Below are 20,599 nucleotides of genomic sequence, written 5' to 3' on the forward strand. Positions count from 1 at the left end.
ACCAGCGATGCCATTCGATCTGACCTCGAGCCTGATCCTCGCCCTTCCCGAGCTGGCCCTGGCCATCGGCGCCATGGCGCTGCTGATGATCGGCGTCTTCTCCGGCGAGCGGGCCAACGCCACCGTCACCGGCCTGGCCGTCGCTCTTTTCCTGGCGGCCATCGCCTGGATCGTTCTCTTCCCCTCCTATGGCGAGGCGTTCGACGGCGCCTTCGTCAGCGATCCTTTCGCCAGGCTCATGAAGCTTCTCACCCTTGTCGGCGCCGCCGTCACGCTGGTCATGTCGGTGGGCTTTGCCCGGCAGGAAAAGTTCGACAAGTTCGAATACCCCATCCTCATCATGCTCTCCACCCTGGGCATGATGCTGATGATCTCGGCAGGCGACATGCTCTCGCTCTATCTGGGGCTGGAGCTGCAGTCGCTGGCGCTCTACGTGGTCGCCGCCATCAATCGCGACAGCGTGCGCGCCACCGAGGCGGGGCTGAAATATTTCGTCCTCGGCGCGCTGTCCTCCGGCATGCTGCTTTACGGCATCACGCTGGTCTACGGCTTCACCGGCAGCACAGGCTTCGAGGCCATCGCGGCCTCGCTTTCCGGCGGCGAGCGTCCGCTCGGCCTGGTCTTCGGCCTCGTTTTCATCCTGGCCGGCCTCGCCTTCAAGATCTCCGCCGTGCCCTTCCACATGTGGACGCCCGACGTCTATGAAGGCGCGCCGACGCCGGTCACCGCCTTCTTCGCCGCGGCCCCCAAGATGGCCGCCATGGCGCTGCTGGTGCGCGTCGTCATGGGTGCTTTCGAGCCGGTGGCCTTCGACTGGCAGCAGATCGTGGTCTTCATCGCCATCGCCTCCATGGCGCTCGGCGCCTTCGCCGCCATCGGTCAGCGCAACATCAAGCGGCTGATGGCCTACTCCTCCATCGGCCATATGGGCTATGCGCTGGTCGGACTGTCGGCCAACTCGCCCGAGGGCGTGCGCGGCGTGGTCATCTACATGCTCATCTATCTGGCCATGACGCTGGGCACCTTTGCGGTTATCCTGGCCATGCGCCGCAACGACACCAATGTCGAGCAGATCGACGATCTGGCGGGCCTGGTCACCAGCAATCCGATGATGGCCACCATCATGACGCTGCTCATGTTCTCGCTGGCCGGCATTCCGCCGCTCGCCGGCTTCTTCGCCAAGTGGTACGTCTTCCTGGCCGCCATCAATGCGGAGCTGTACTGGCTTGCCGTGATCGGCGTTCTGACCTCGGTGGTGGGGGCGTTCTACTATCTGCGCATCGTCAAGGTGATGTGGTTTGACGAGCCGGTCGGCGCCTTCCAGCCCATGGCGGGCGAACTGCGCTTCGTCATGATGCTTTCCGGTGCCTTCGTGCTCTTCTATGTCCTCTTCGGCGGCCCCGTCGGGCGTCTGGCGGAAGCCGCGGCGATGACGTTCTTCTGATCGCCATGTTCGCGCTTGCGCCTTCGGCCCTTGCCGCCGGCTACCGGCTGGAGGCCCTGACGAGTGTCGGCTCCACCAATGCGCTGGCCCTGGAGCGGGCGCGCCAGGGTGCAGCGGGAAATCTGTGGGTGGTCGCCGGCGAGCAGACCGGCGGGCGCGGCCGGCGCGGGCGCCCCTGGTCCACCCCGCCGGGCAACCTGGCTGCCACGCTTCTCGTCACCGAGGTGTCGGATGCCGCCATCGCTGCCACGCTGGGCTTTGTCGCGGGCCTCGCGCTCGGCGATGCCCTGGCGGCCGTGGTGCCTGCGGCCGGCGTGTCGGTGGGGCTCGATGGCGGCGCGGCCGGCCGCGACCGCTTCACGCTCAAATGGCCGAACGATGTTCTGGCGGACGGGGCCAAGCTCGCCGGAATCCTTCTCGAATCGGGTACGCTGGAGGGCGGCCGCCTGGCGCTTGCCGTCGGCATCGGCGTCAACGTCGTCTCGCACCCGCAGGACGTTCCCTATCCCGCCACTTCCCTGGCGGCGCTTGGGGCAAGGGTGGATGCGGGCGAGCTTTTCCTGGCGCTTTCCGATGCCTGGGTGGACAATGTGCGCCGCTGGAATGGGGGGCGCGGGCTTGCCGCCATCCGGCAGCGCTGGCTCGAGCGCGCCGCCGGGCTTGGCGCCGAGGTGTCGGTGCGCATCGACGGCCGGGTGGCACGGGGTATCTTCGAGACGATCGACGAATCGTGCCGATTCGTCATCCGCGAGGATGACGGCACGCGGCTTAAGATCGCCGCCGGCGACGTTCATTTCGGCGCTGTCGCAACGGCGCGTCCATAACGAGGAAACGGGAAAGAGACGTGGCATCGCAGGAAGCGGAACTGGTGTTTTGCCCGCTTGGCGGGGTAGGCGAGATCGGCATGAACCTGGCGCTCTATGGCTATGGCCCGCCCGGTGCGCGCACGTGGATCATTGTCGATTGCGGCGTCACCTTTCCGGGCCCCGCGCTGCCGGGGGTGGATCTCGTCCTGCCCGACATCCGCTTCATCGAGGAACGGGCCGACCGGCTGGCGGGCATCGTCATCACCCACGCCCATGAGGACCATTACGGCGCACTGCTCGACCTGTGGCCACGGCTCAAATGCGACGTATGGATGACGCCGTTTACCGCCGGCCTGCTGGAGGCCAAGCGTGCCGGCGAGGCCTGGGCGCCCGACATCCCGGTCTCCATCTTCAAGGCGGGCGAGCGCTTCACGCTCGGCCCTTTCGCCATCGAGGCGGTGGGTGTCGCCCACTCCATTCCCGAGCCCGTCTCGCTTGCCATCACGACACCGGCCGGCACCGTCATCCACACCGGCGACTGGAAGATCGACCCGGCCCCCACGCTTGGCGAGAAGACGGACGAGGCCCGCTTCCGCGCGCTGGGCGAGAAGGGCGTGCTGGCGCTCGTCTGCGATTCCACCAACGCCATGCGCGAAGGCGTCTCGCCCTCGGAGGAAGATGTGGGCGAGGGGCTGCGCGAGGTCATCGAACAGGCCGGTGGGCGGGTGGCCGTCACCACCTTCTCCTCCAATGTCGGGCGCATCCGAGCGGTCGCGGAGGCAGCGCGCGATGCCGGCCGGCAGGTGCTGGTGCTCGGCAGTTCGCTGCGCCGCGTCATCGAGGTGGCCGAGGAACTCGGCTATCTGGAGGGACTGCCGCCATTCCTGGCGGAGGAGGATTTCAACCATATCCCGCGCGAGAACGCGGTCATCCTCTGCACGGGAAGCCAGGGCGAGGCGCGCGCTGCCCTCGCCAAGCTGGCGCGCGACGAGATGCGCAACGTGGCGCTGTCGCCGGGCGACACCGTGGTCTTTTCCTCTCGCACCATCCCCGGCAACGAGAAGGCCATCATCACCATCAAGAACCAGCTCATCGAGCAGGGCATCAGGATCATCGAGGATACGGACGCGCTCGTCCACGTCTCCGGCCATCCCCGGCGCAACGAGCTGGAACGCATGTATGAATGGGTGAAGCCGCGCATCCTCGTGCCCGTCCATGGCGAGGCCGCCCATCTCGTCGCCCATGGCGCGCTGGCCGCCAGAGCCGGGATCCCGGAGGTGGCGCAGGTCCGCAACGGCGACATGCTGCGCCTGGCGCCCGGCCCGGCGGAGATCGTGGACCAGGTGCCCTTCGGCCGCATCTACAAGGATGGCAAGGTGCTGGGCGACGAGGAGCAGGTGGGCGTGCGCGAAAGGCGCAAGCTGTCCTTTGCCGGCCATGTGGCCGTCAATGTCGTCCTTGACGACCGCTACGATCTCGCCGGCGATCCCGATCTGGTTGCCATCGGCGTGGCCGAGACCGATCCGCGCGGCGAGCCGATGGAGGAGATCATGCTGGAGGCGGCGGCGGGCGCGGTGCTGAGCATTCCCCGCCAGCGGCGCAAGGATCTCGACCTGGTGGCCGAATCCGTCCGCCGCGCCGTGCGCGCGGCCGCCAACGACGCCTGGGGCAAGAAGCCGGTGGTGACGGTGTTCGTCACGCAGTAACGGGAGGCAGCGATGCTGGGCAGGCTCAATCATGTCGCCATCGCCGTGCCGGATCTCGGCGCGGCCGCCGCGGTCTACCGCGACACTCTTGCCGCCGGCGTCTCGCCGCCGCAGCCATTGCCCGCCCATGGCGTCACCGTGGTCTTCGTCGATCTCGGCAACGCCAAGGTGGAGCTCCTGGAGCCGCTGGGGGAAGACTCTCCCATCGCCGCCTTTCTGGCCAGGAACCCGGCCGGCGGCATGCACCACATCTGTTATGAGGTGGACGACATCCTTGCCGCGCGCGACCGCCTTCTGGCGCAGGGCGCGCGCGTTCTGGGCGATGGCGAGCCGAAGATTGGCGCCCACGGCAAGCCGGTGCTCTTCCTCCACCCGAAGGATTTCTGCGGCACGCTCATCGAGCTCGAGCAGGTGTGACGGCACGCCGCGGCGCCGGCATTTCAAAAACGCCGCTTTGCGCACTATTCTGGCGGGCAAGGCCGGCCGAAAAGTCGCCGGCGCGCAACGGAGCACCGCATGAGCTGGCTATCGCTCTCCGCCATCTTCTTCATCGTCTGGTGGGTGATGCTGTTCGTCTCGCTGCCCATCGGCCTGCGCACCCAGGAGGAGGAGGGCGACGTGGTGCTCGGCACCACGCCCAGCGCCCCGCGCGGGCCGCACATGCTGCGCGCCGTGTTGCGCGCCACGCTTTTCACGGCCATTGCCGTCGGCATCTATGCGCTGCTGACGCAGGGGCTCGGCTTTTCCCTCGAGGATGTTCCCCGCATCGTGCCGCAGTTCTGACGCGCCTGCCGGCGCCTGGCGCGCACGGTTTCGCGGAGGGGGGCAGGGACCAAAAAAAAAGCAAGGCGCCAAGCCTTGCAATTAGAGACACGCGTCCGATCCGTTTCCGTTTCGCTAAACGGCGGCTGCGAGTGACCGCGCCAGGATCGTATCCTCCCAAGACTTTGACCGCGTAGGTGAGGATCGGATTGAGCCTCCGCCCTCTTATGTTATGGCAGATACATTAGACCAGGTTTCACCGAAATGTCACGAAAAATTTTGCCTCACCACAGCCATGTTATCGCCTTGCCGTCGCCGCAATCGCAGGCCGGCTCGGGGCCGGGTTTTCAATCCGCCATGAAATGGCTAAGAAGCTTGGCAATCTCTCTTTCGGGCATGATTCCGCCCCACGATCACGGACCGGCTGATGCGACTGTCGCGCTACTTTTTGCCCATTCTCAAGGAGAATCCCCGCGAGGCGGAGATCGTCTCGCACCGTCTGATGCTGCGTGCCGGCATGATCCGCCAGCAGGCGGCCGGCAGTTTTTCTTGGCTGCCGCTCGGCAAGCGCGTGCTCGACAAGGTCTGCCGGATCATCCGCGAGGAGCAGAACCGCGCCGGCGGGCAGGAGATCCTCATGCCCACCATCCAGTCGGCCGATCTGTGGATCGAGAGCGGGCGCTACAATGATTACGGCAAGGAGATGCTGCGCATCCGCGACCGGCAGGACCGCGCGATGCTCTACGGCCCCACCAATGAGGAGATGGTCACCGACATCTTCCGTGCCTATGTGAAGTCCTATAAGGATCTGCCGCTCAACCTCTACCACATCCAGTGGAAGTTCCGCGATGAGGTGCGTCCGCGTTTCGGCGTCATGCGCTCGCGCGAGTTCCTGATGAAGGACGCCTACAGCTTCGACCTGGATTTCGAAGGCGCCAGAGCGGCTTACAACCGAATGTTCGTCGCCTATCTGAGGACCTTCGAGCGCATGGGGCTGAAGGCCATCCCGATGCGCGCGGAGACGGGTCCCATCGGCGGCGACCTGTCCCACGAGTTCATCATCCTGGCATCGACGGGCGAGAGCGAGGTGTTCTGCCACAGCGATTTCCTCGACCTGCCGGTGCCCGGGCCCGATGTGAATTTCGAGGACGATGCCGAGATCGCCGGCATCGTGGAGCGGTGGACCGCGCCCTATGCGGCGACCGACGAGATGCACGACGAGGCGGCCTGGGCAGACGTGCCGGAGGGCAAGCGCCTTTCTGCACGCGGCATCGAGGTCGGCCATATTTTCCATTTCGGCACGAAATATTCCAAGCCCATGAAGGCAACCGTAACCGGCCCCGACGGGCAGGAGCATTTTGTCTCCATGGGGTCGTACGGCATCGGTCCGAGCCGCCTTGCCGCCGCCATCATCGAGGCGAGCCACGACGAGGCGGGCATCATCTGGCCGCAGAGCGTGGCCCCCTTCGACATCGCGCTCATCAACATGAAGGCGGGCGACAGCGAATGCGATCGCATCTGCGAGGAGCTGTATGCCGGGCTCACGGCGGCCGGCTGCGAGGTGCTGTATGACGACACGGAGGGCCGCGCCGGCGCCAAGTTCGCCACCGCGGACCTCATCGGCCTGCCCTGGCAGGTCATCGTCGGGCCGCGCGGCGTGGCCGCGGGCGAGGTGGAGGTGAAGAACCGCGCCACCGGCGCGCGCGAGACCATGCCGGTGGGAGCGGTGGTGGGCAGATTCGGCGCGCGCCCATGAGCGAGTCGCGCGCAGCCGGTGCCGGAGCGGGTCCCTTTTCCCGTTTCGAGCGCATGGTGGCCTGGCGCTATCTGCGTTCCCGGCGCAAGGAGGCTGTCGTCTCGGTCATCGCCTCCATCTCCTTCATCGGCATCATGCTGGGCGTGGCCACGCTGATCGTCGTCATGGCGGTCATGAACGGTTTCCGCAGCGAGCTTCTGACGCGCCTTCTGGGCGTCAACGGCCATCTGACCGTACAGCCGGTCGACATGCCGCTTGAGGACTATGCCGCCGTCGCCCGGCGCATTGCAGGGGTCGAGGGCGTGCGCCTCGCCATGCCCATGGTGCAGGGCCAGGTGCTGGCCTCCGGGCGCAGCGGTGCCGGCACCGGCGCGCTTATCCGCGGCGTGCGCGCCGAGGATCTGACGGAGCTCGACCTCGTATCGCAGAACATCCGCCACGGCTCGCTCATCGACTTCGCCGCCGGCCAGGGGGTGGCCATCGGTTCGCGGCTGGCCAATGCGCTGGGCATCGCACTCGGCGATCCGATCACGCTCACCTCGCCGGAAGGCGATGTCACCCCCTTCGGCACCACGCCGCGCGTGAAGGCCTATCCCGTCACCGCCATCTTCGAGATCGGCATGTCGGAGTTCGATGCCTCCATCATCTACATGCCGCTGGAGGAGGCACAGCTTTATCTCAATGTCGAGGGCCTTGCCCAGCTCATCGAGGTCTTCATCGCCGATCCCGACGCTGTGGACGCGCTGCGCCCGCTCGTGGAGGCTGCAGCGCAGCGCCCGGTCGCCGTCAGCGACTGGCGCCAGCGCAACCGCACCTTCTTCTCCGCCCTGCAGGTGGAGCGCAACGTCATGTTCATGATTCTGACCATGATCGTTCTGGTGGCCGCGCTCAACATCATCTCCGGCATGATCATGCTGGTGAAGGACAAGGGCCGCGATATCGCCATCCTGCGCACCATGGGCGCGACCAGCGGCGCCGTCATGCGCATCTTCATGATGACGGGGGCGGCCATCGGGGTCACCGGCACCTTCGCCGGGCTGATTCTGGGCACGGTGCTGTGCCTCAATGTCGAGTCGATCCGCCAGTTCTTCTCCTGGCTCTCGGGCACCACCATCTTCGACCCGGAAGTCTATTTCCTGAGCCAGCTTCCTGCCGAGATGGAGACGGGCGAGACCCTCTCGGTGGTGCTGATGGCGCTTGTCCTGTCCTTCCTCGCCACCCTTCTTCCCGCCTGGCGCGCCTCGCGCCTCGATCCCGTCGAAGCCTTGAGATACGAATAGATGGCCGACAGCGTTCTGGAACTGAAAGCGGTCGACCGCCGCTATGTGCAGGGGCCGAAGGAGCTCGTCATCCTGAACGGCGCCGATTTCGCGTTGCGTTCCGGCGAGATGGTGGCGCTGGTCGCCCCCTCCGGCGCCGGCAAGTCGACCCTCCTGCACATTGCCGGCCTGCTCGAATATCCCGATGGTGGCGATGTGGTGGTCAACGGCACCTCCTGCGCCGGCCTGCCCGACGAGCAGCGCACGGCCATCCGCCGCAGCGAGATCGGCTTCGTCTATCAGTTCCACCACCTGCTGCCGGAGTTCTCCGCGCTCGAGAACGTGATGATGCCGCAGCTCATCGCCGGCCTGCCGCCGGCCGAGGCGAAGGAGCGCGCCGCCCAGCTTCTCGCCTATATGAAGATCGGCCAGCGCGCCGCCCATCGTCCGGCGGAGCTTTCGGGCGGCGAGCAGCAGCGCGTGGCGATCGCCCGCGCCGTGGCCAACGCACCGCTCGTGCTTCTTGCCGACGAGCCGACGGGCAATCTCGACCCCAAAACGGCCGGCTACGTGTTCGAGGCGCTGGAGGCGCTGGTGCGCCAGTCGGGGCTTGCCGCCCTGATCGCCACCCACAACGAGGAGCTGGCCGCGCGCATGGACCGCCGTGTCACCCTGGCAGAGGGCAAGGTGGTGCCGCTGCCCGAATAGGGCTGTCGGGCGAGAGGCCCCTCGCGCCGCCTCCGGGCCTGAGAAGAACCGCGCCAGGCGACGGACGGCCCGGCCCGCCCATTTCCGCAATGCCCGAAATCCTGCGCCCGCCCGCATCACCCGGCCTTTCAGCAATGGGCCAGGATGTTGACGAGCTTGCCGAAGGGATCGCGCACGAAGAAGCGCCGCACGCCCCAAGGCTCCTCCGCCGGCCCGTATTCGAGCACGTATCCGGCGGCGCGCACGCGCGCCAGCGCAGTGTCCAGATCGTCCACCTCGACGGAAAGATCAGGCACCGGCGTGCCCGAGCCGCCCTCGACGGCGAAGCTGATCTGCGCGACTGCCTCTCCGCGCACGCCCCAGGTGGCGATCCAGCCATGGTCCATCAGCGGCTCCAGTCCCAGCACCTCTCCATAGAAGTGCAGCGCGGCCGTCGCGTCCTCGGTGGCCACATTGGGCACGATTCGCTTCACCCTCATGCCCGTTTCCTCCTCTTCATCCTCTGTTAACGCTGCGGATGCCCGCGGTCCGGCGCGCGCTTGACGGAAACAAAAATAGAACATAAAATGATCATATCAAGATCAATTGGCAGTTATCCACAGGAGGATGCCATGGCCGAGCTGCTTCAGGATGTCGTTTCTCTGGTTGCCGTCAGCTCTTTCATCGTCGTCGCCGCCACGTGGATCGGCGCGCTTTGACGAAAAAGGGCAGGGGCCGGCGTGGCCCCTGCCGCCTGTCGGTCGTTGCATGTGGCGCCCGGTGGCTCAGTCGCCCACGGCCACACCTTCGCGCCGCGGATCGGCGCCGCCTTCCAGCCCGCGGGGCGTGAAGGCGACGCCGTGCAGGCCGGAGGTCAGGTCGGTGACGCGCACCGTGTAGCCCATGGCCTCCAGTTCGTCGGCCAGCTCCTCGGCCGGTGTGCCGGCCTCCAGGTCGTAGGTGCCGAAGCGGTTGGTCAGATGGGCGAGCGAGATCGCCTGCTGCATGTCCATCCGCCAGTCGATCAGCGCGATGATGGTGTTGGCCACATAGGGAATGATGTTCGAGCCGCCGGGCGAGCCGAGCGCGAAGGCGGGCCTTCCTTCTTCCAGAATGATGGTCGGCGCCATGGAGGAGCGCGGCCGCTTGCCCGCCTCCACCCGGTTGGCCACCGCCTGGCCGTCGCTTTCGGGCAGGAAGGAGAAGTCGGTGAGCTGGTTGTTGAGCAGGAAGCCCGCCGCCATCTGCCGGGAGCCGAAGCCGTTCTCGATGCTGGCGGTCATGGAGGCGATGTTGCCCTCCGCGTCGACAATCACGAAATGCGAGGTCGAGCGCCGTTCCGGCTCCAGGCCGGGAAGCCGCAGCTCCGCCTTGTCCCAGGGCGGCGTGCCGGCCGTCACCGCCTTCTGCTCAAGCGCGTCCGGCCGCCGCAAGAGCCGCGCCCGATCCGCCAGATAGGCCTGGTCGAGCAGCCCCTGGGGCATCGAGACGAAGTCGCTGTCGGCCATGTAGAGCCCGCGGTCGGCAAAGGCCAGCCGCGTGGCATCGCCGATGATGCGCCAGCTTTCGGGGTCGTCCGGCCCCAGCGTCGCCAGGTCGAAATGCGAGACCATGCCGAGGATCTGGCCCACCGTCAGCCCGCCGGAGGAGGGCGGCCCCATGCCGCAGACCTCATACCCGCGATAGGGCGCGCAGACGGCCGGCCGCTCCTTCACCTCGTAGGCGGCCAGGTCCTCGAGGCTCAACAGCCCCGGATTGGTGGGGTGGTCGCGCACCGCCGCGACGATCTTTCCGGCGATCTCCCCGGTATAGAAGGCGTCGGCCCCGCCCTCGGCGATGGCCCGCAGCGTCGCGGCATAGTCCGGGTTGGCCAGCCGCGCCCCTTCGGCCAGCGGCTCGCCCGCCGCATCGTAGAAATAGGCGCGGGCCGCCGGCTGGGTGTCGAGCTTGCCACGGTCGTTGGCGATCAGCCGGTGCAGCCTCGGCGAGACGGCAAAGCCCTCCTCGGCGCGCGCGATGGCCGGTTGGAAGAGCTCGGCCCAGTCGAGCCGGCCATAGCGCGCATGCACCGTCTCCATCAGCCGCACGACCCCCGGTGTGCCCACCGAGCGGCCGCCGATCACCGCGTCGAAGAAGGCCAGCGGTTCGCCCTTTTCGTCCAGAAAGAGCGCCGGTGTCGCTGCCGCCGGTGCGGTCTCGCGCCCGTCGAAGGTGGTGATCTCGCCGCTTTCGGCATCATACCAGACGAGGAAGCCGCCGCCGCCCAGGCCCGAGGATTGCGGCTCGACCAGCCCGAGCACGGTCTGCACGGCCACCAGCGCGTCGGCCGCGCTGCCGCCGCGGCGCAGCACGTCGAGCCCGGCCTCGGCGGCCAGCGGGTTGGCTGCCGCCACCATCTGGCGGCTGGCCCGTGTTACCGTGCGTTCGCTGCTGCCGGTGGCCATCTCCGGGGCCACCGCATCCGCTGCCTGCTGGGCGGCGGCGGGCGCGGCGAGCGCCAGGGGCAGGCCGAGCGCCAGCGCCCATCTCCATCCTGTCATGCGCATGTCATGCACTCCTTGCCAAGGCCCCGTCCCGCCCGGCCTCAGCCGGCCCGAAGATTTCCTCGAAGGCCAGCTTCAGCGCCACGTCGTAGTCGGCCATCGTCACCGGCAGGCCGAGATCCACCAGGCTCGTCACGCCATAGCCGGCAATGCCGCAGGGCACGATGCCGCCATAGTGCGAAAGCTCCGGTTCCACATTCACGGCGATGCCGTGAAAGCTCACCCAGCGGCGCAGACGCACGCCGATGGCAGCGATCTTGTCTTCCATCGGGCTGCCGTCGGGCAGCGGCGGCTTGTCGGGGCGCACCACCCACACGCCGACGCGGCCTTGCCGCCGCTCGCCCCTGACGTTGAAGCGGGCGAGGCTGGCAATCACCCATTCCTCGAGCGCGGAGACGAAGGCGCGCACATCCTCGCGCCGCCGCTTGAGGTCCAGCATCACATAGGCGACGCGCTGTCCCGGCCCGTGATAGGTGTATTCGCCGCCGCGCCCGGTCTTGAAGACGGGAAACCGCCCGGCGTCCAGAAGGTCTTCCGCCCTGGCGCTCGTGCCGGCGGTGTAAAGCGGCGGATGCTCGACGAGCCACACCATCTCTCCCGCCGCGCCGTTGCGGATGGCCGCCGCCCGCGCCTCCATGAAGGCCACCGCCCGCTCATAGGGTACAAGCCCCGGTTCGACGCGCCATTCCACCGGCGCCCCTGTCTGGCGCGGCAGAAAGGTGGGGGCCGTCCGTGCCGTTTCGCTCATTGTCGCAACTCCATGCCGGCATATGACCCCGAAACGGTGCCGAGGTCCAGAACCGCGCTGCCTGCCACGGGCGCCGTTGGGCGGGAGAGGCGGATCCGCCTTCCGCCGGGGCGCGCCGCGCCGTCGGCGGGCACGGCAAGGCTCGCCGATGCGCCATGATCGGCCGCCTGGCATCCGGTTCTTGAAGGGAAGGGGAGGAGGGATGGTGCGGTCGAGAAGACTCGAACTTCCACGGGTTGCCCCACAGCGACCTCAACGCTGCGCGTCTACCAATTCCGCCACGACCGCACGCAACGAAAGGCCGGTAGCGACCGGCCACGGCGCATGTAGCAAATCACTTTTGGCGAAACAAGTATGCCATGCGCCAAATCGGCGGAAAAAACACATCGCGCGCTGCCCGCTCCGGCCGCCGTTCCTCGGGTGCGGATCGGGGTGGCGGCCTGTGAATGTCCGGCGGCGGGGCTTGTATTCCCGCCAGCCCGCGCTACAGGTGGCACGTCACGGGGCGTTGCCGGTTGAAACCGAGGGAGAAGCGCCGTTGAGCGAGCCTGAGACGGAACGGACCGAGGCCACCCCCGCCGACGAGGCGGCCGGCCATGACATCTATGGCGAGGACGGCGCCGTCTCCGCACCTTTCCTGGCGCATGTGGGCGCGGCGATTGCCGACCGCGATACGCTGGCGCTGAAGCGCGACGTCGGCAGCCTCCACCAGTCGGAGATCGGCGACCTTCTCCAGGCTCTTTCACCCGAGCAGCGCCGTGCGCTGGTGCGGCTGATGGGCGAGGAGTTCGACTTCACCGCCCTTACCGAGGTGGACGACGCCGTCCGTCTCGATATCGTCGGCAGCCTGCCCAACGCGCAGATTGCAAGGGCGCTGCAGCACCTCGATTCCGACGATGCGGTCTACATCCTCGAAGACCTCGACCAGGCCGACCAGGACGAGATTCTCGCCCAGCTTCCCTTCACCGAGCGGGTGCGCCTGCGCCGCTCCCTGGGCTACCCGGAGGAGACCGCCGGCCGGCGCATGCAGACGGAGTTCGTCGCCGTGCCGCCCTTCTGGACGGTCGGCCAGACCATCGACTACATGCGCGAGGAGCAGAACCTGCCCGATTCCTTCTCGCAGATCTTCGTCGTCGATCCGACCTTCCGTCTGGTCGGTGCAGTCGATCTCGACCGCATCCTGCGCACCCAGCGCGCCGTCAGGATCGAGGAGGTGATGCGCGAGACGCCGCACGCCATCCCCGCCACCATGGACCAGGAGGAGGCGGCACAGATCTTCGAGCAGTACGACCTCCTGTCGGCCGCCGTGGTGGACGAGAACGGCCGTCTGGTGGGCGTCCTGACCATTGACGACGTGGTCGACGTCATCACCCAGGAGGCGGAAGAAGACCTCATGCGCATGAGCGGCGTGGGCGACGAGGAGCTGTCGGACTCCGTGCTCGCCGCCAGCCGCTCGCGCGTTCCCTGGCTGATGGTCAATCTCGTCACCGCCTTCCTGGCCGCCTCCGTCATCGGCCTGTTCGACGCCACCATCCAGCAGGTGGTGGCGCTGGCCGTCCTCATGCCCATCGTCGCCGGCATGGGCGGCAATGCGGGCTCGCAGACCATGACGGTGACGGTGCGCGCGCTCGCCACCCGCGAGCTCGACATCTACAATGCCGGGCGCATCATCCGGCGCGAGATGGGCGTGGGCCTGCTCAACGGCATCATCTTCGCCACGCTGATCGGCCTCGTGGCCGGCCTGTGGTTCGAGAACATGCACATCGGCGGCCTCATCGCTGCCGCCATGGTCATCAACATGTTTGTGGCGGCCCTGGCCGGCATCCTCATTCCGCTGCTCCTCGACCGGCTGGGCATCGATCCGGCGGTGGCCTCCTCCGTCTTCCTCACCACGGTGACGGATGTCGTCGGCTTCTTCGCCTTTCTGGGGCTTGCCACCTGGTGGTTCGGCTTCCTCTGACGCGGCATGCCGGAAACGCAGGCCCGGTTCCGGCATGAACACGCCGCCGGGCGGAAAAGAAAATATTCCGCGATGAATTGACTTTTACGTAAATCAGGTGGCAACCTCGCCCATTCTGGGAAACGAGTCTGGCAGGCGCATGCGGGAATATTACACGATTACCGAGCTGACCCGCGAATTCGGCATCTCGACGCGCACCTTGCGCTTCTACGAGGATGAGGGACTCATCAATCCCGTGCGCCGCGGGCGCACACGCCTCTACCGCCCCTCCGACAGGCACCTGGTGCGCCAGATCCTGCGCGGCCGCCGGCTGGGCTTCTCCATCAGCGAGATTCGCGAGATCATCCAGGTCTACAAGGCGCCGCCCGGCGAGGTGGGCCAGCTTCACCTGATGATCCAGAAGATCGAGGAGAAGCGGCAGCACCTGCGCCAGAAGCGCCGCGATCTGGAAGACACGCTGCAGGAGCTCGACCAGGCCGAGGAAGCCTGCGTCGAGCGGCTGGCCGAGCTGGGGGTGAAGACCTGACGGGCAGGGCACATGCCGCGCGTTCCGGGCAGCGACTTCAGAACCAGCGCCGCACCTTCTTCTGGTAATCGCGATAGCGCTTGCCGAAGCGCAGCGCCAGGTGCCGCTCCTCCGGCTCGACGGCGAGCTTCTGCGTGGCGAATGCCAGGGCAAGCCCCGTCAGGAAGAACCACGCCATCCCGCTGATCATGCCGATGGCGAACAGCAGTGCAACATTGCCCAGATAGATGGGATTGCGGCTGAAGGTGTAGGGGCCGCCGGTGACCAGATGCGCCGCGCCACGGTTGGCCATGAAGGTGGTTCCGGCCCGTTGCAGGGCACGCACCGCCGAAATCTCCATCAGCACCGCCGCCAGCGCGACCAGCCAGCCGAGCGCGAAGAGCAGATCGGCAAGCGGCGAGCCGAACCAGGGCAGCGGCACCGCATAGCCCAACAGCACCCCGGCAGCGATGGCGCAGGCAAGCAGGATGGGCGGCCAGGGAATGCGGCTCGGCGCATCGTCCGTCCGTTCGCTCATGGGTGCGATACCTCCTTGCAGGTTCGGGCAGCGGTTCCGCCAGTCCCGTCAGCCATTGTTTTCGACGCTGCAGCGAAAGGCAACATCCTCCAGCCACTGTTGCGCGGCGGCGTCGCGCTGCGGGTCGTAAAGGATGGCGAGACGATCCTCCACCCGCGCTGTCTCCAGCAGGCAGGCGCAATAGGCGCGGCAGAAGGGCTCCGCCCGCGCGCTCGCGCATTGCGCGGTGCAGGCGCCGAGAAAGCTTTCGGAAAGATCGGGCTGGGCCGGCGGCAAGACCTGGGCGAACAGCCACACGCCCGAAAAGAGCACTGGCTGGTGCAGCAGATAGAAGGCGAGGCTGTGTCGCCCCGCCGCTCCCAGAAGCCGCGCCCCGCCCGCCGGGGCGGACGCCGCCATCCGCGCCGTCAGGCCGCTGTGCGTTGCCGCCTTGGCCGCCGCTATTCCCGCCAGCACGGCCGCGAACCAGGGAAAGATGGGGATATAGTCGTTGGAGCCCGGCACGTTGCGCGAAAGCCCGCTCCACCAGAAGGCCGGCTGGTCGAGAACCGGCGCGTGGATCGCCTGCGGCGCCACCGCCACCGCCGCGGCCAACGCAATCAGCGTCGGTGTCGGCAGCCGCAGCACGGCAATCCCCAGCAGGCTCGACAGCGCGATGTTGTGCAGGATGCCGAAGAAGATGAAGGCGTCCGGCGTCACGACATATGTCACGGCGGTGATGGCCGCCGCCGCCGCCAAGATCATTGCCAGCCGCCGCGCAAAGGCCCGCCAGCGTACCCCCCGCCCATGCGCGAGATAGAGGCTCACCCCCACCAGGAACAGAAAGGAGGTGGCGATCACGCGCGCGAAGATGCGCCAGCCGCCGCTCACCGAGGTGCCGGGCTCAATATAGCCGAAGAAATCGAGATCCCAGGTGAAATGGTACACCGCCATCGCCACCAGCGCGACACCGCGCGCGATGTCGATGATCTCGATGCGTTGGTGTATGGTCTGCGTCGACTGCGGTTCCATGCGTCTCCCGGGCCGGCCCGTCGCGGCAGGCGGTGAATCGTGCAATTGCGTGCGCCGAGGAACGCATATTCGGGCCGATCGTTCAATGGCGGGTGCCCTGCATGCGCCGTCCCGCAGCCGCAAGCAGGAGGGGAGAATGAAACACCTGTCGGCGAACGGCGCCCGGATTCCGGCGCTCGGACTGGGCACCTGGACGCTGGAGGGGCGCGCCTGCACCGATCTGGTCGCCCACGCGCTTTCCCTCGGATACCGGCATGTGGACACCGCCGCCATCTATGGCAACGAGCGCGCGGTGGGCGAGGCGATCCGGGCGTCGGGCCTGCCGCGCCGGGAAATCTTCCTCACCACCAAGGTGTGGTGGACGGGTCTGGCCGCCGATGCGCTGCGGCGCTCGGCCATGGAAAGCCTTAAGCGGCTGGGGCTCGATCATGTCGACCTGCTGCTCGTCCATTGGCCCAGTCCCGCCATTCCCCTGGCCGAAACCATGGCGGCGCTGGCCGCAGTGCGCGAGGAGGGGCTCGCGCGCCACATCGGGGTCTCCAACTTCCCCTCGCGGCTGCTGGAGGAGGCGGTGTGCCTGTCGCCCGCGCCGCTGGTCGCCAATCAGGTGGAGTATCACCCCTATCTGGACCAGACACGGGTGCACGCGGCATGCCGCGCCCATGGCATGGCGATGGTCGCCTATTGCCCGCTTTATCGCGGCGGCGCGCTGCTGGCCGAGCCGCCGGTGGTCGAAGCCGCCGCCCGCCACGGCAGGACGCCGGCCCAGGTGGTGCTGCGCTGGCACGTCCAGCAGGAGGATGTGGCCGTCATCCCGCGCACCCGCCGCATGGAAAGGCTCGCCGAGAATGCCGGCATCTTCGATTTCTCGCTGGACGAGGCGGAGATGGCGGCCATCGGCCGGTTGCGCAGCAACGGGCGGCGCCTGTGCGACTACGGCTTTTCCCCGCAGTGGGACACGCCATAGACGGCCCGCGTCCGGTGCTGGTTAACTTCGCGTTAGATCAACTACGCTAAGTTGAAACAAATGCCGGCCGGGGGTAGGGTGCGCATGTCGTCTCGTCCGCCGGTTGCAGCCTCGCACCTCGTGCGCGAGAGGCGAACGACACTCCGGGGGAAGGTCGAATTGGGGACATGTTGCAGAAGGCGAATCTCTCCGAGGGCAAGGACGACATTGCCACCGCCGTCACGCAATCCATGCGCCGCATGGGCGTGGCCGGGCTGCCGCGCAATTACGAGATTTTCTATGAGGTGCTGACGGGTTCCAACCGCGAGCTCTGCGAAGCCTTCGCCGCGCTTGGCGAGCGGCCCACCCAGGCGGCCCTCGACGGCCTGTCGCGGAAATATTTCGCCCAGAGCAGCCGTCAGGAGTTTGTCGAGAACGCCCATGATCAGATCTCCGCCCGCGCGGGCGAGATCGTGGCGCTCATCGGGCGCGAGCGCTCCTCGCTCGAAAAGTTCGGCCTCATCCTCGACCAGACGACGGACGGGCTGGGCAGCCGCCAGGAAATCTCGCGCGAGCTGCTGCAGAAGATCGTCGGCATCATGGCTGCCGCCACCCAGACGACCCTCGACCAGGCACGCCAGATCAGCCGCGCGATGGCGGAAAAGAGCGCCGAGCTCGAAAAGGTGAAGGCCAAGCTGGCGCAGTACAAGCGGCTGGCCGAGACCGATCCGCTGACCGGCATATGGAACCGCCGCGCCTTCGACCGCAAGCTGGCGGAGGTCTATTCGGACCGCCGCTCCGTCATGTTTCATGCCCTGGTGCTTGCCGACATCGACGGCTTCAAGGCGTTCAACGACCGGCACGGCCATCCGGTGGGTGATCGCATCCTGCAGATGGTCGCGCAGATGATCGATTCCACCAGCGGCGCGGCGGCCTTCGTGGCGCGCACCGGCGGCGAGGAGTTCGCCATCGTGCTCGACGGGCTGTCGCAGGATGCCGCCGCCCGCGTGGCCGAGGATGTGCGCAATGCCATCGCGGCCGCCGACTTCGCCATCGGCCCCTCGTCGTGCACCTATGGTCCCATCACCGTCTCGCTCGGCCTGTGCATGGCCTCCGAGGCGGCCGATGCCGACGATCTCTACGCCAAGGCCGACCGCGCGCTCTATGCCTCCAAGGTGGGCGGGCGCAACCGCCTGACCCGCTTCTCCGCGCTGTCCGGCGGCAAACTGTCCAAGAAGTGGCTCCTCTACCGGGAGGAATAGCGCCCTTGCCGCTTTTTGCCTTATTTATGTTAAAAGGCAGGAGAAGGGACGGCACAGCGGATTCGCCGTGCCGCACGGGCCGGCGGCCGGCCATTGTCAGGAGAGGATAGGTTTCATGTTCAAGAAAGCGATTGCAGTCGCCGTCGTCGCGGGCTTCGCGGCGGGGTGCAGCACCGATCCCTACACGGGGGAGCGCAAGATTTCCAACACGGCCGGCGGTGCGGCGCTGGGCGCGCTGGCCGGTGCCGGCGCGGGCCTGCTGGCCGGCGGCGATGACCGGCGCAACGCGCTCATCGGCGCCGGCATCGGGGCGCTGGCCGGCGGCGCCATCGGCTCCTACATGGACCAGCAGGAAGCGCAGCTTCGCGGCCAGCTTCAGGGCACGGGCGTCAGCGTCACCCGTCAGGGCAACTACATCGTTCTCAACATGCCCTCCAACATCACCTTCGCCACCGATTCCTCCTCCATCCAGCCGGCCTTCTATCCGACGCTGAACTCGGTGGCGCTGGTGCTGAAGCGCTACAACCAGACGCTGGTGGATGTCTACGGTCACACCGATTCGACCGGCAGCTACCAGTACAACATGGATCTCTCGCGCCGCCGCGCCCAGGCCGTGGCCGACTATCTGGTCGCCCAGGGCACCAACCCGCAGCGTTATGCGGTCATCGGGCTGGGGCCGAGCCAGCCCATCGCCTCCAACGACACGCCGGAGGGCCGGCAGCAGAACCGCCGCGTCGAGATCCGCCTGTCGCCGCTCACCGCGGGCTGAGGCGGCTCAGTCCTTCCGCGCTGCAAGCGCACTGGCAATGCGCGCCGCAAGGCGCGCATTGTTTTTGACCAGCGCGATGTTGGTGGCCAGGCTGCGCCCCTCGGTAAGCTCCAGGATGCGCGAAAGCAGGCCGGGCGTGACCGCCTTGCCGGTGATTCCCGCCGCCTCGGCGTCGGCCTGCGCGCGCGCAATGAAGCCCGCCATCTCGTCGGCCGGGATCTCGTCGGCCTCCGGCACCGGATTGGCCACCAGCACGCCACCGCCGATCCCGAGGGCGGCGCGCATCCGCTGAAAGCGGGCGATGGCCTCGGGCGTGTCGAGCCGCAGGGGGGCGGCAAGGCCGCTCTCGCGCGACCAGAAGGCGGGCATGGCGTCCGTCCCGTAGCCCACCACCGGCACGCCGCGCGTCTCCAGCACCTCCAGCGTCTTGGCGATGTCGAGAATGGCCTTCGGCCCGGCCGACACCACGATCACCGGCGTGCGCGCCAGCTCGTCGAGATCGGCCGAGATGTCGAAGCTCGTCTCCGCGCCCCGGTGCACGCCGCCGATGCCGCCGGTTGCGAAGACGGCGATGCCCGCCAGATGCGCCGCCAGCATGGTGGCCGCCACGGTGGTGCCGCCGCTCCTGCCTTCGGCCAGCGCGAAGGCGAGGTCGGCGCGCGACAGCTTCATGGCGCCGTCCCGCTGGGCCAGCGCCTGCCGCTCGGCCGGCGAGAGGCCGATCTTCAGCCGCCCGTCGATCACTGCGATGGTGGCCGGCGTCGCCCCTTCCTCGACGATGATGGCCTCCACCGCCGCCGCCATATCCTCGTTCTGCGGCCACGGCATGCCGTGGGTGATGATGGTGCTTTCGAGAGCCACCACGGGGCGGCCGGTCGACAGCGCGTCGGCAACCGGGGGGTGGATGTCAAGGGGCACGGCAAGGGGCATGGTCTCTCCTGCTTCAGGCGCGTTGCGGCTGCGGCACCCGGGCGAGCGCGGCGCGGAAGGCCTCCGCTCCCATGGCGGGCGCCGCCCTTTCGCTTTCCACGGCAAGCTTGGCTGCCGCCATCCCTTCGCGCACGGCTTGCGGGAATGCAAGCCCGCGCATCAGCGCCGCCGTGGTCGCGCCGGCTAGCGCGTCTCCCGCGCCCGTCACATCGGCGATCCGCGCCACGGGTGGCGGCGCCAAGGTGAAGAAGGCATCCTGCCGGAAGGCGAGGGCAGGGCCGCCGCCGGCCGTAATCACCCCGGCGTGAAGCCCCTTGCGGGCCAGGCAGCGGGCGGCGTCCAGGGGCGTGCGCGCCGTCTCGCCGGCCAGGTGCAGCGCCTCGCGCCGGTTCATGAACAGGCAGGAAAGCGCGCCCAGAACCGGCTTCAGCCGCTCCGCCTTGGCCGGCGAGACGGCGATGGCATGGACGGGTCTTTCGCCCGCCAGCGCCACAAGCTGCGCGATGGCGTCCGCCGGCATGTTGGCATCGCATAGGATGGCATCCGCCGCCGCCACCGCTGCGCGCACCCCGGCGCGGCGCATCTGCCGGGCAAAGCCGTGTTCGTAGAGCGCCATGTCCGCAAGGCCGGTGACGAGATCGCCCTCCTGCGTCAGGATCGCCGTATAGCTCGGCGTGGTGCGGTCGAGGAAGGTGGCCGAAAGGTCCTCGATGCCCGCCGCCTCGATTGCGGCGGCCACCGTCTCGCCCGCCTGGTCGCCGCCGCGCAGCGAAACGAGCGCCACCGTCACCCCGCGCTGCACGGCAGCCCGCGCGGCGTTGAAGGCGCCGCCGCCCACCTCCTCGCGCATGGTGCCGGGATTGGAAGCCTCCGCCACATGGGGGCCGGCCACCCGCCCACGCCGGTCGATATGCGCCCCGCCCGCCGCCAGAAGCCTCAGCCCGCTCATCTCCCTCTCCCCCTGTCC

The 20,599-nt window shown here is 67.9% G+C and carries 21 protein-coding genes and 1 tRNA gene; 14 read left to right on the forward strand and 8 right to left on the reverse strand.

The window, feature by feature from the left end; genetic code table 11:
* Nucleotides 1-7 precede the first annotated feature (7 nt).
* The 8 genes from nuoN (at nt 8) to NYR58_RS08185 (ending at nt 8,441) form a co-directional block, all read left to right on the forward strand.
* Nucleotides 8-1,444, forward strand: coding sequence for an NADH-quinone oxidoreductase subunit NuoN (gene nuoN / locus NYR58_RS08150; RefSeq protein WP_261520010.1), 1,437 nt, complete (start codon nt 8-10; stop codon nt 1,442-1,444).
* 5 nt (nt 1,445-1,449) lie between these two features.
* Nucleotides 1,450-2,268 carry a biotin--[acetyl-CoA-carboxylase] ligase gene (locus tag NYR58_RS08155; RefSeq protein WP_261520011.1) on the forward strand — a complete coding sequence of 273 codons (819 nt, stop codon included), beginning with the start codon at nt 1,450-1,452 and terminating at the stop codon, nt 2,266-2,268.
* Between the two features lie 80 nt (nt 2,269-2,348).
* On the forward strand, nt 2,349-3,956 hold the full coding sequence (locus NYR58_RS08160; protein ID WP_261520156.1) for a ribonuclease J: 1,608 nt from the start codon (nt 2,349-2,351) through the stop codon (nt 3,954-3,956).
* Between the two features lie 12 nt (nt 3,957-3,968).
* Nucleotides 3,969-4,373, forward strand: coding sequence for a methylmalonyl-CoA epimerase (mce, locus tag NYR58_RS08165; protein WP_261520013.1), 405 nt, complete (start codon nt 3,969-3,971; stop codon nt 4,371-4,373).
* A gap of 99 nt (nt 4,374-4,472) precedes the next feature.
* The gene (locus tag NYR58_RS08170) at nt 4,473-4,739 is read left to right on the forward strand and encodes a DUF1467 family protein (RefSeq protein WP_261520015.1); all 267 of its coding nucleotides are present in this window, start codon (nt 4,473-4,475) and stop codon (nt 4,737-4,739) included.
* Nucleotides 4,740-5,145: 406 nt separating this feature from the next.
* Complete coding sequence (gene proS, locus NYR58_RS08175) at nt 5,146-6,474, forward strand: proline--tRNA ligase (protein WP_261520017.1); 1,329 nt, start codon at nt 5,146-5,148, stop codon at nt 6,472-6,474.
* The gene (locus NYR58_RS08180) at nt 6,471-7,754 is read left to right on the forward strand and encodes a lipoprotein-releasing ABC transporter permease subunit (protein WP_261520020.1); all 1,284 of its coding nucleotides are present in this window, start codon (nt 6,471-6,473) and stop codon (nt 7,752-7,754) included. The genes proS and NYR58_RS08180 overlap by 4 nt, the downstream gene beginning before the upstream one ends.
* Nucleotides 7,755-8,441, forward strand: a complete 687-nt coding sequence (locus NYR58_RS08185) for an ABC transporter ATP-binding protein (protein ID WP_261520022.1) — start codon at nt 7,755-7,757, stop codon at nt 8,439-8,441.
* A gap of 128 nt (nt 8,442-8,569) precedes the next feature.
* On the opposite strand, the gene NYR58_RS08190 is transcribed toward NYR58_RS08185, so the two are convergent.
* Nucleotides 8,570-8,920 (reverse strand): VOC family protein, encoded by a 351-nt coding sequence (locus NYR58_RS08190; protein ID WP_261520024.1) that lies wholly within the window; start codon nt 8,918-8,920, stop codon nt 8,570-8,572.
* Nucleotides 8,921-9,007: 87 nt separating this feature from the next.
* Between NYR58_RS08190 and NYR58_RS08195 the strand changes: the two genes are divergently transcribed.
* A complete protein-coding gene (locus NYR58_RS08195) occupies nt 9,008-9,139 on the forward strand; it encodes a hypothetical protein (RefSeq protein WP_261520025.1) in 132 nt (43 codons plus the stop codon).
* A gap of 66 nt (nt 9,140-9,205) precedes the next feature.
* Here the strand turns inward: NYR58_RS08195 and ggt are convergent, their stop codons facing one another.
* From ggt to NYR58_RS08210, 3 genes are all read right to left on the reverse strand, one after another.
* On the reverse strand, nt 9,206-10,960 hold the full coding sequence (gene ggt, locus NYR58_RS08200; protein WP_378074548.1) for a gamma-glutamyltransferase: 1,755 nt from the start codon (nt 10,958-10,960) through the stop codon (nt 9,206-9,208).
* Nucleotides 10,961-10,967: 7 nt separating this feature from the next.
* Nucleotides 10,968-11,711, reverse strand: coding sequence for a lipoyl(octanoyl) transferase LipB (gene lipB / locus NYR58_RS08205; protein ID WP_261520027.1), 744 nt, complete (start codon nt 11,709-11,711; stop codon nt 10,968-10,970).
* Between the two features lie 203 nt (nt 11,712-11,914).
* Nucleotides 11,915-11,999: transfer RNA gene (locus NYR58_RS08210), tRNA-Leu, on the reverse strand.
* 250 nt (nt 12,000-12,249) lie between these two features.
* Between NYR58_RS08210 and mgtE the strand changes: the two genes are divergently transcribed.
* A complete protein-coding gene (gene mgtE / locus NYR58_RS08215) occupies nt 12,250-13,671 on the forward strand; it encodes a magnesium transporter (protein ID WP_261520028.1) in 1,422 nt (473 codons plus the stop codon).
* Nucleotides 13,672-13,810: 139 nt separating this feature from the next.
* A complete protein-coding gene (locus NYR58_RS08220; protein ID WP_261520029.1) occupies nt 13,811-14,197 on the forward strand; it encodes a MerR family transcriptional regulator in 387 nt (128 codons plus the stop codon).
* Nucleotides 14,198-14,234: 37 nt separating this feature from the next.
* Here the strand turns inward: NYR58_RS08220 and NYR58_RS08225 are convergent, their stop codons facing one another.
* Together NYR58_RS08225 and NYR58_RS08230 are read right to left on the reverse strand one after the other, a co-directional pair.
* Nucleotides 14,235-14,714, reverse strand: a complete 480-nt coding sequence (locus tag NYR58_RS08225) for a methyltransferase family protein (RefSeq protein ID WP_261520030.1) — start codon at nt 14,712-14,714, stop codon at nt 14,235-14,237.
* Between the two features lie 48 nt (nt 14,715-14,762).
* Nucleotides 14,763-15,725, reverse strand: a complete 963-nt coding sequence (locus NYR58_RS08230) for a heparan-alpha-glucosaminide N-acetyltransferase (protein ID WP_261520031.1) — start codon at nt 15,723-15,725, stop codon at nt 14,763-14,765.
* A gap of 136 nt (nt 15,726-15,861) precedes the next feature.
* Here NYR58_RS08230 and NYR58_RS08235 point away from each other — a divergent pair, with 136 nt between their 5' ends.
* From NYR58_RS08235 to NYR58_RS08245, 3 genes are all read left to right on the forward strand, one after another.
* Nucleotides 15,862-16,692, forward strand: coding sequence for an aldo/keto reductase (locus tag NYR58_RS08235; RefSeq protein WP_261520032.1), 831 nt, complete (start codon nt 15,862-15,864; stop codon nt 16,690-16,692).
* 167 nt (nt 16,693-16,859) lie between these two features.
* A complete protein-coding gene (locus NYR58_RS08240; RefSeq protein ID WP_261520034.1) occupies nt 16,860-17,933 on the forward strand; it encodes a GGDEF domain-containing protein in 1,074 nt (357 codons plus the stop codon).
* 115 nt (nt 17,934-18,048) lie between these two features.
* Nucleotides 18,049-18,702, forward strand: a complete 654-nt coding sequence (locus NYR58_RS08245) for an OmpA family protein (RefSeq protein WP_261520035.1) — start codon at nt 18,049-18,051, stop codon at nt 18,700-18,702.
* 6 nt (nt 18,703-18,708) lie between these two features.
* On the opposite strand, the gene NYR58_RS08250 is transcribed toward NYR58_RS08245, so the two are convergent.
* Nucleotides 18,709-19,632, reverse strand: a complete 924-nt coding sequence (locus NYR58_RS08250; protein WP_261520036.1) for a pseudouridine-5'-phosphate glycosidase — start codon at nt 19,630-19,632, stop codon at nt 18,709-18,711.
* A gap of 13 nt (nt 19,633-19,645) precedes the next feature.
* On the reverse strand, nt 19,646-20,581 hold the full coding sequence (locus tag NYR58_RS08255) for a carbohydrate kinase family protein (RefSeq protein WP_261520038.1): 936 nt from the start codon (nt 20,579-20,581) through the stop codon (nt 19,646-19,648).
* Between the last annotated feature and the right edge of the window lie 18 nt (nt 20,582-20,599).

The sequence above is a fragment of the Chelativorans intermedius genome, from assembly GCF_025398255.1.
In the GTDB taxonomy this organism is placed as follows: domain Bacteria; phylum Pseudomonadota; class Alphaproteobacteria; order Rhizobiales; family Rhizobiaceae; genus Chelativorans; species Chelativorans intermedius.

Bases quoted from the DNA above. Each gene is read 5' to 3' on its own strand.
- NYR58_RS08180 (WP_261520020.1), top strand. From the start codon at position 6,471: ATGAGCGAGTCGCGCGCAGCCGGTGCCGGAGCGGGTCCCTTTTCCCGT.
- NYR58_RS08155 (WP_261520011.1), top strand. From the start codon at position 1,450: ATGTTCGCGCTTGCGCCTTCGGCCCTTGCCGCCGGCTACCGGCTGGAG.
- NYR58_RS08185 (WP_261520022.1), top strand. From the start codon at position 7,755: ATGGCCGACAGCGTTCTGGAACTGAAAGCGGTCGACCGCCGCTATGTG.
- mce (WP_261520013.1), top strand. From the start codon at position 3,969: ATGCTGGGCAGGCTCAATCATGTCGCCATCGCCGTGCCGGATCTCGGC.
- proS (WP_261520017.1), top strand. From the start codon at position 5,146: ATGCGACTGTCGCGCTACTTTTTGCCCATTCTCAAGGAGAATCCCCGC.
- ggt (WP_378074548.1), bottom strand. From the start codon at position 10,960: ATGACAGGATGGAGATGGGCGCTGGCGCTCGGCCTGCCCCTGGCGCTC.
- nuoN (WP_261520010.1), top strand. From the start codon at position 8: ATGCCATTCGATCTGACCTCGAGCCTGATCCTCGCCCTTCCCGAGCTG.
- NYR58_RS08230 (WP_261520031.1), bottom strand. From the start codon at position 15,725: ATGGAACCGCAGTCGACGCAGACCATACACCAACGCATCGAGATCATC.
- NYR58_RS08225 (WP_261520030.1), bottom strand. From the start codon at position 14,714: ATGAGCGAACGGACGGACGATGCGCCGAGCCGCATTCCCTGGCCGCCC.
- NYR58_RS08170 (WP_261520015.1), top strand. From the start codon at position 4,473: ATGAGCTGGCTATCGCTCTCCGCCATCTTCTTCATCGTCTGGTGGGTG.
- NYR58_RS08240 (WP_261520034.1), top strand. From the start codon at position 16,860: ATGTTGCAGAAGGCGAATCTCTCCGAGGGCAAGGACGACATTGCCACC.
- NYR58_RS08245 (WP_261520035.1), top strand. From the start codon at position 18,049: ATGTTCAAGAAAGCGATTGCAGTCGCCGTCGTCGCGGGCTTCGCGGCG.
- NYR58_RS08190 (WP_261520024.1), bottom strand. From the start codon at position 8,920: ATGAGGGTGAAGCGAATCGTGCCCAATGTGGCCACCGAGGACGCGACG.
- NYR58_RS08255 (WP_261520038.1), bottom strand. From the start codon at position 20,581: ATGAGCGGGCTGAGGCTTCTGGCGGCGGGCGGGGCGCATATCGACCGG.
- NYR58_RS08220 (WP_261520029.1), top strand. From the start codon at position 13,811: ATGCGGGAATATTACACGATTACCGAGCTGACCCGCGAATTCGGCATC.
- NYR58_RS08195 (WP_261520025.1), top strand. From the start codon at position 9,008: ATGATCATATCAAGATCAATTGGCAGTTATCCACAGGAGGATGCCATG.
- NYR58_RS08160 (WP_261520156.1), top strand. From the start codon at position 2,349: ATGAACCTGGCGCTCTATGGCTATGGCCCGCCCGGTGCGCGCACGTGG.
- NYR58_RS08250 (WP_261520036.1), bottom strand. From the start codon at position 19,632: ATGCCCCTTGCCGTGCCCCTTGACATCCACCCCCCGGTTGCCGACGCG.
- lipB (WP_261520027.1), bottom strand. From the start codon at position 11,711: ATGAGCGAAACGGCACGGACGGCCCCCACCTTTCTGCCGCGCCAGACA.
- NYR58_RS08235 (WP_261520032.1), top strand. From the start codon at position 15,862: ATGAAACACCTGTCGGCGAACGGCGCCCGGATTCCGGCGCTCGGACTG.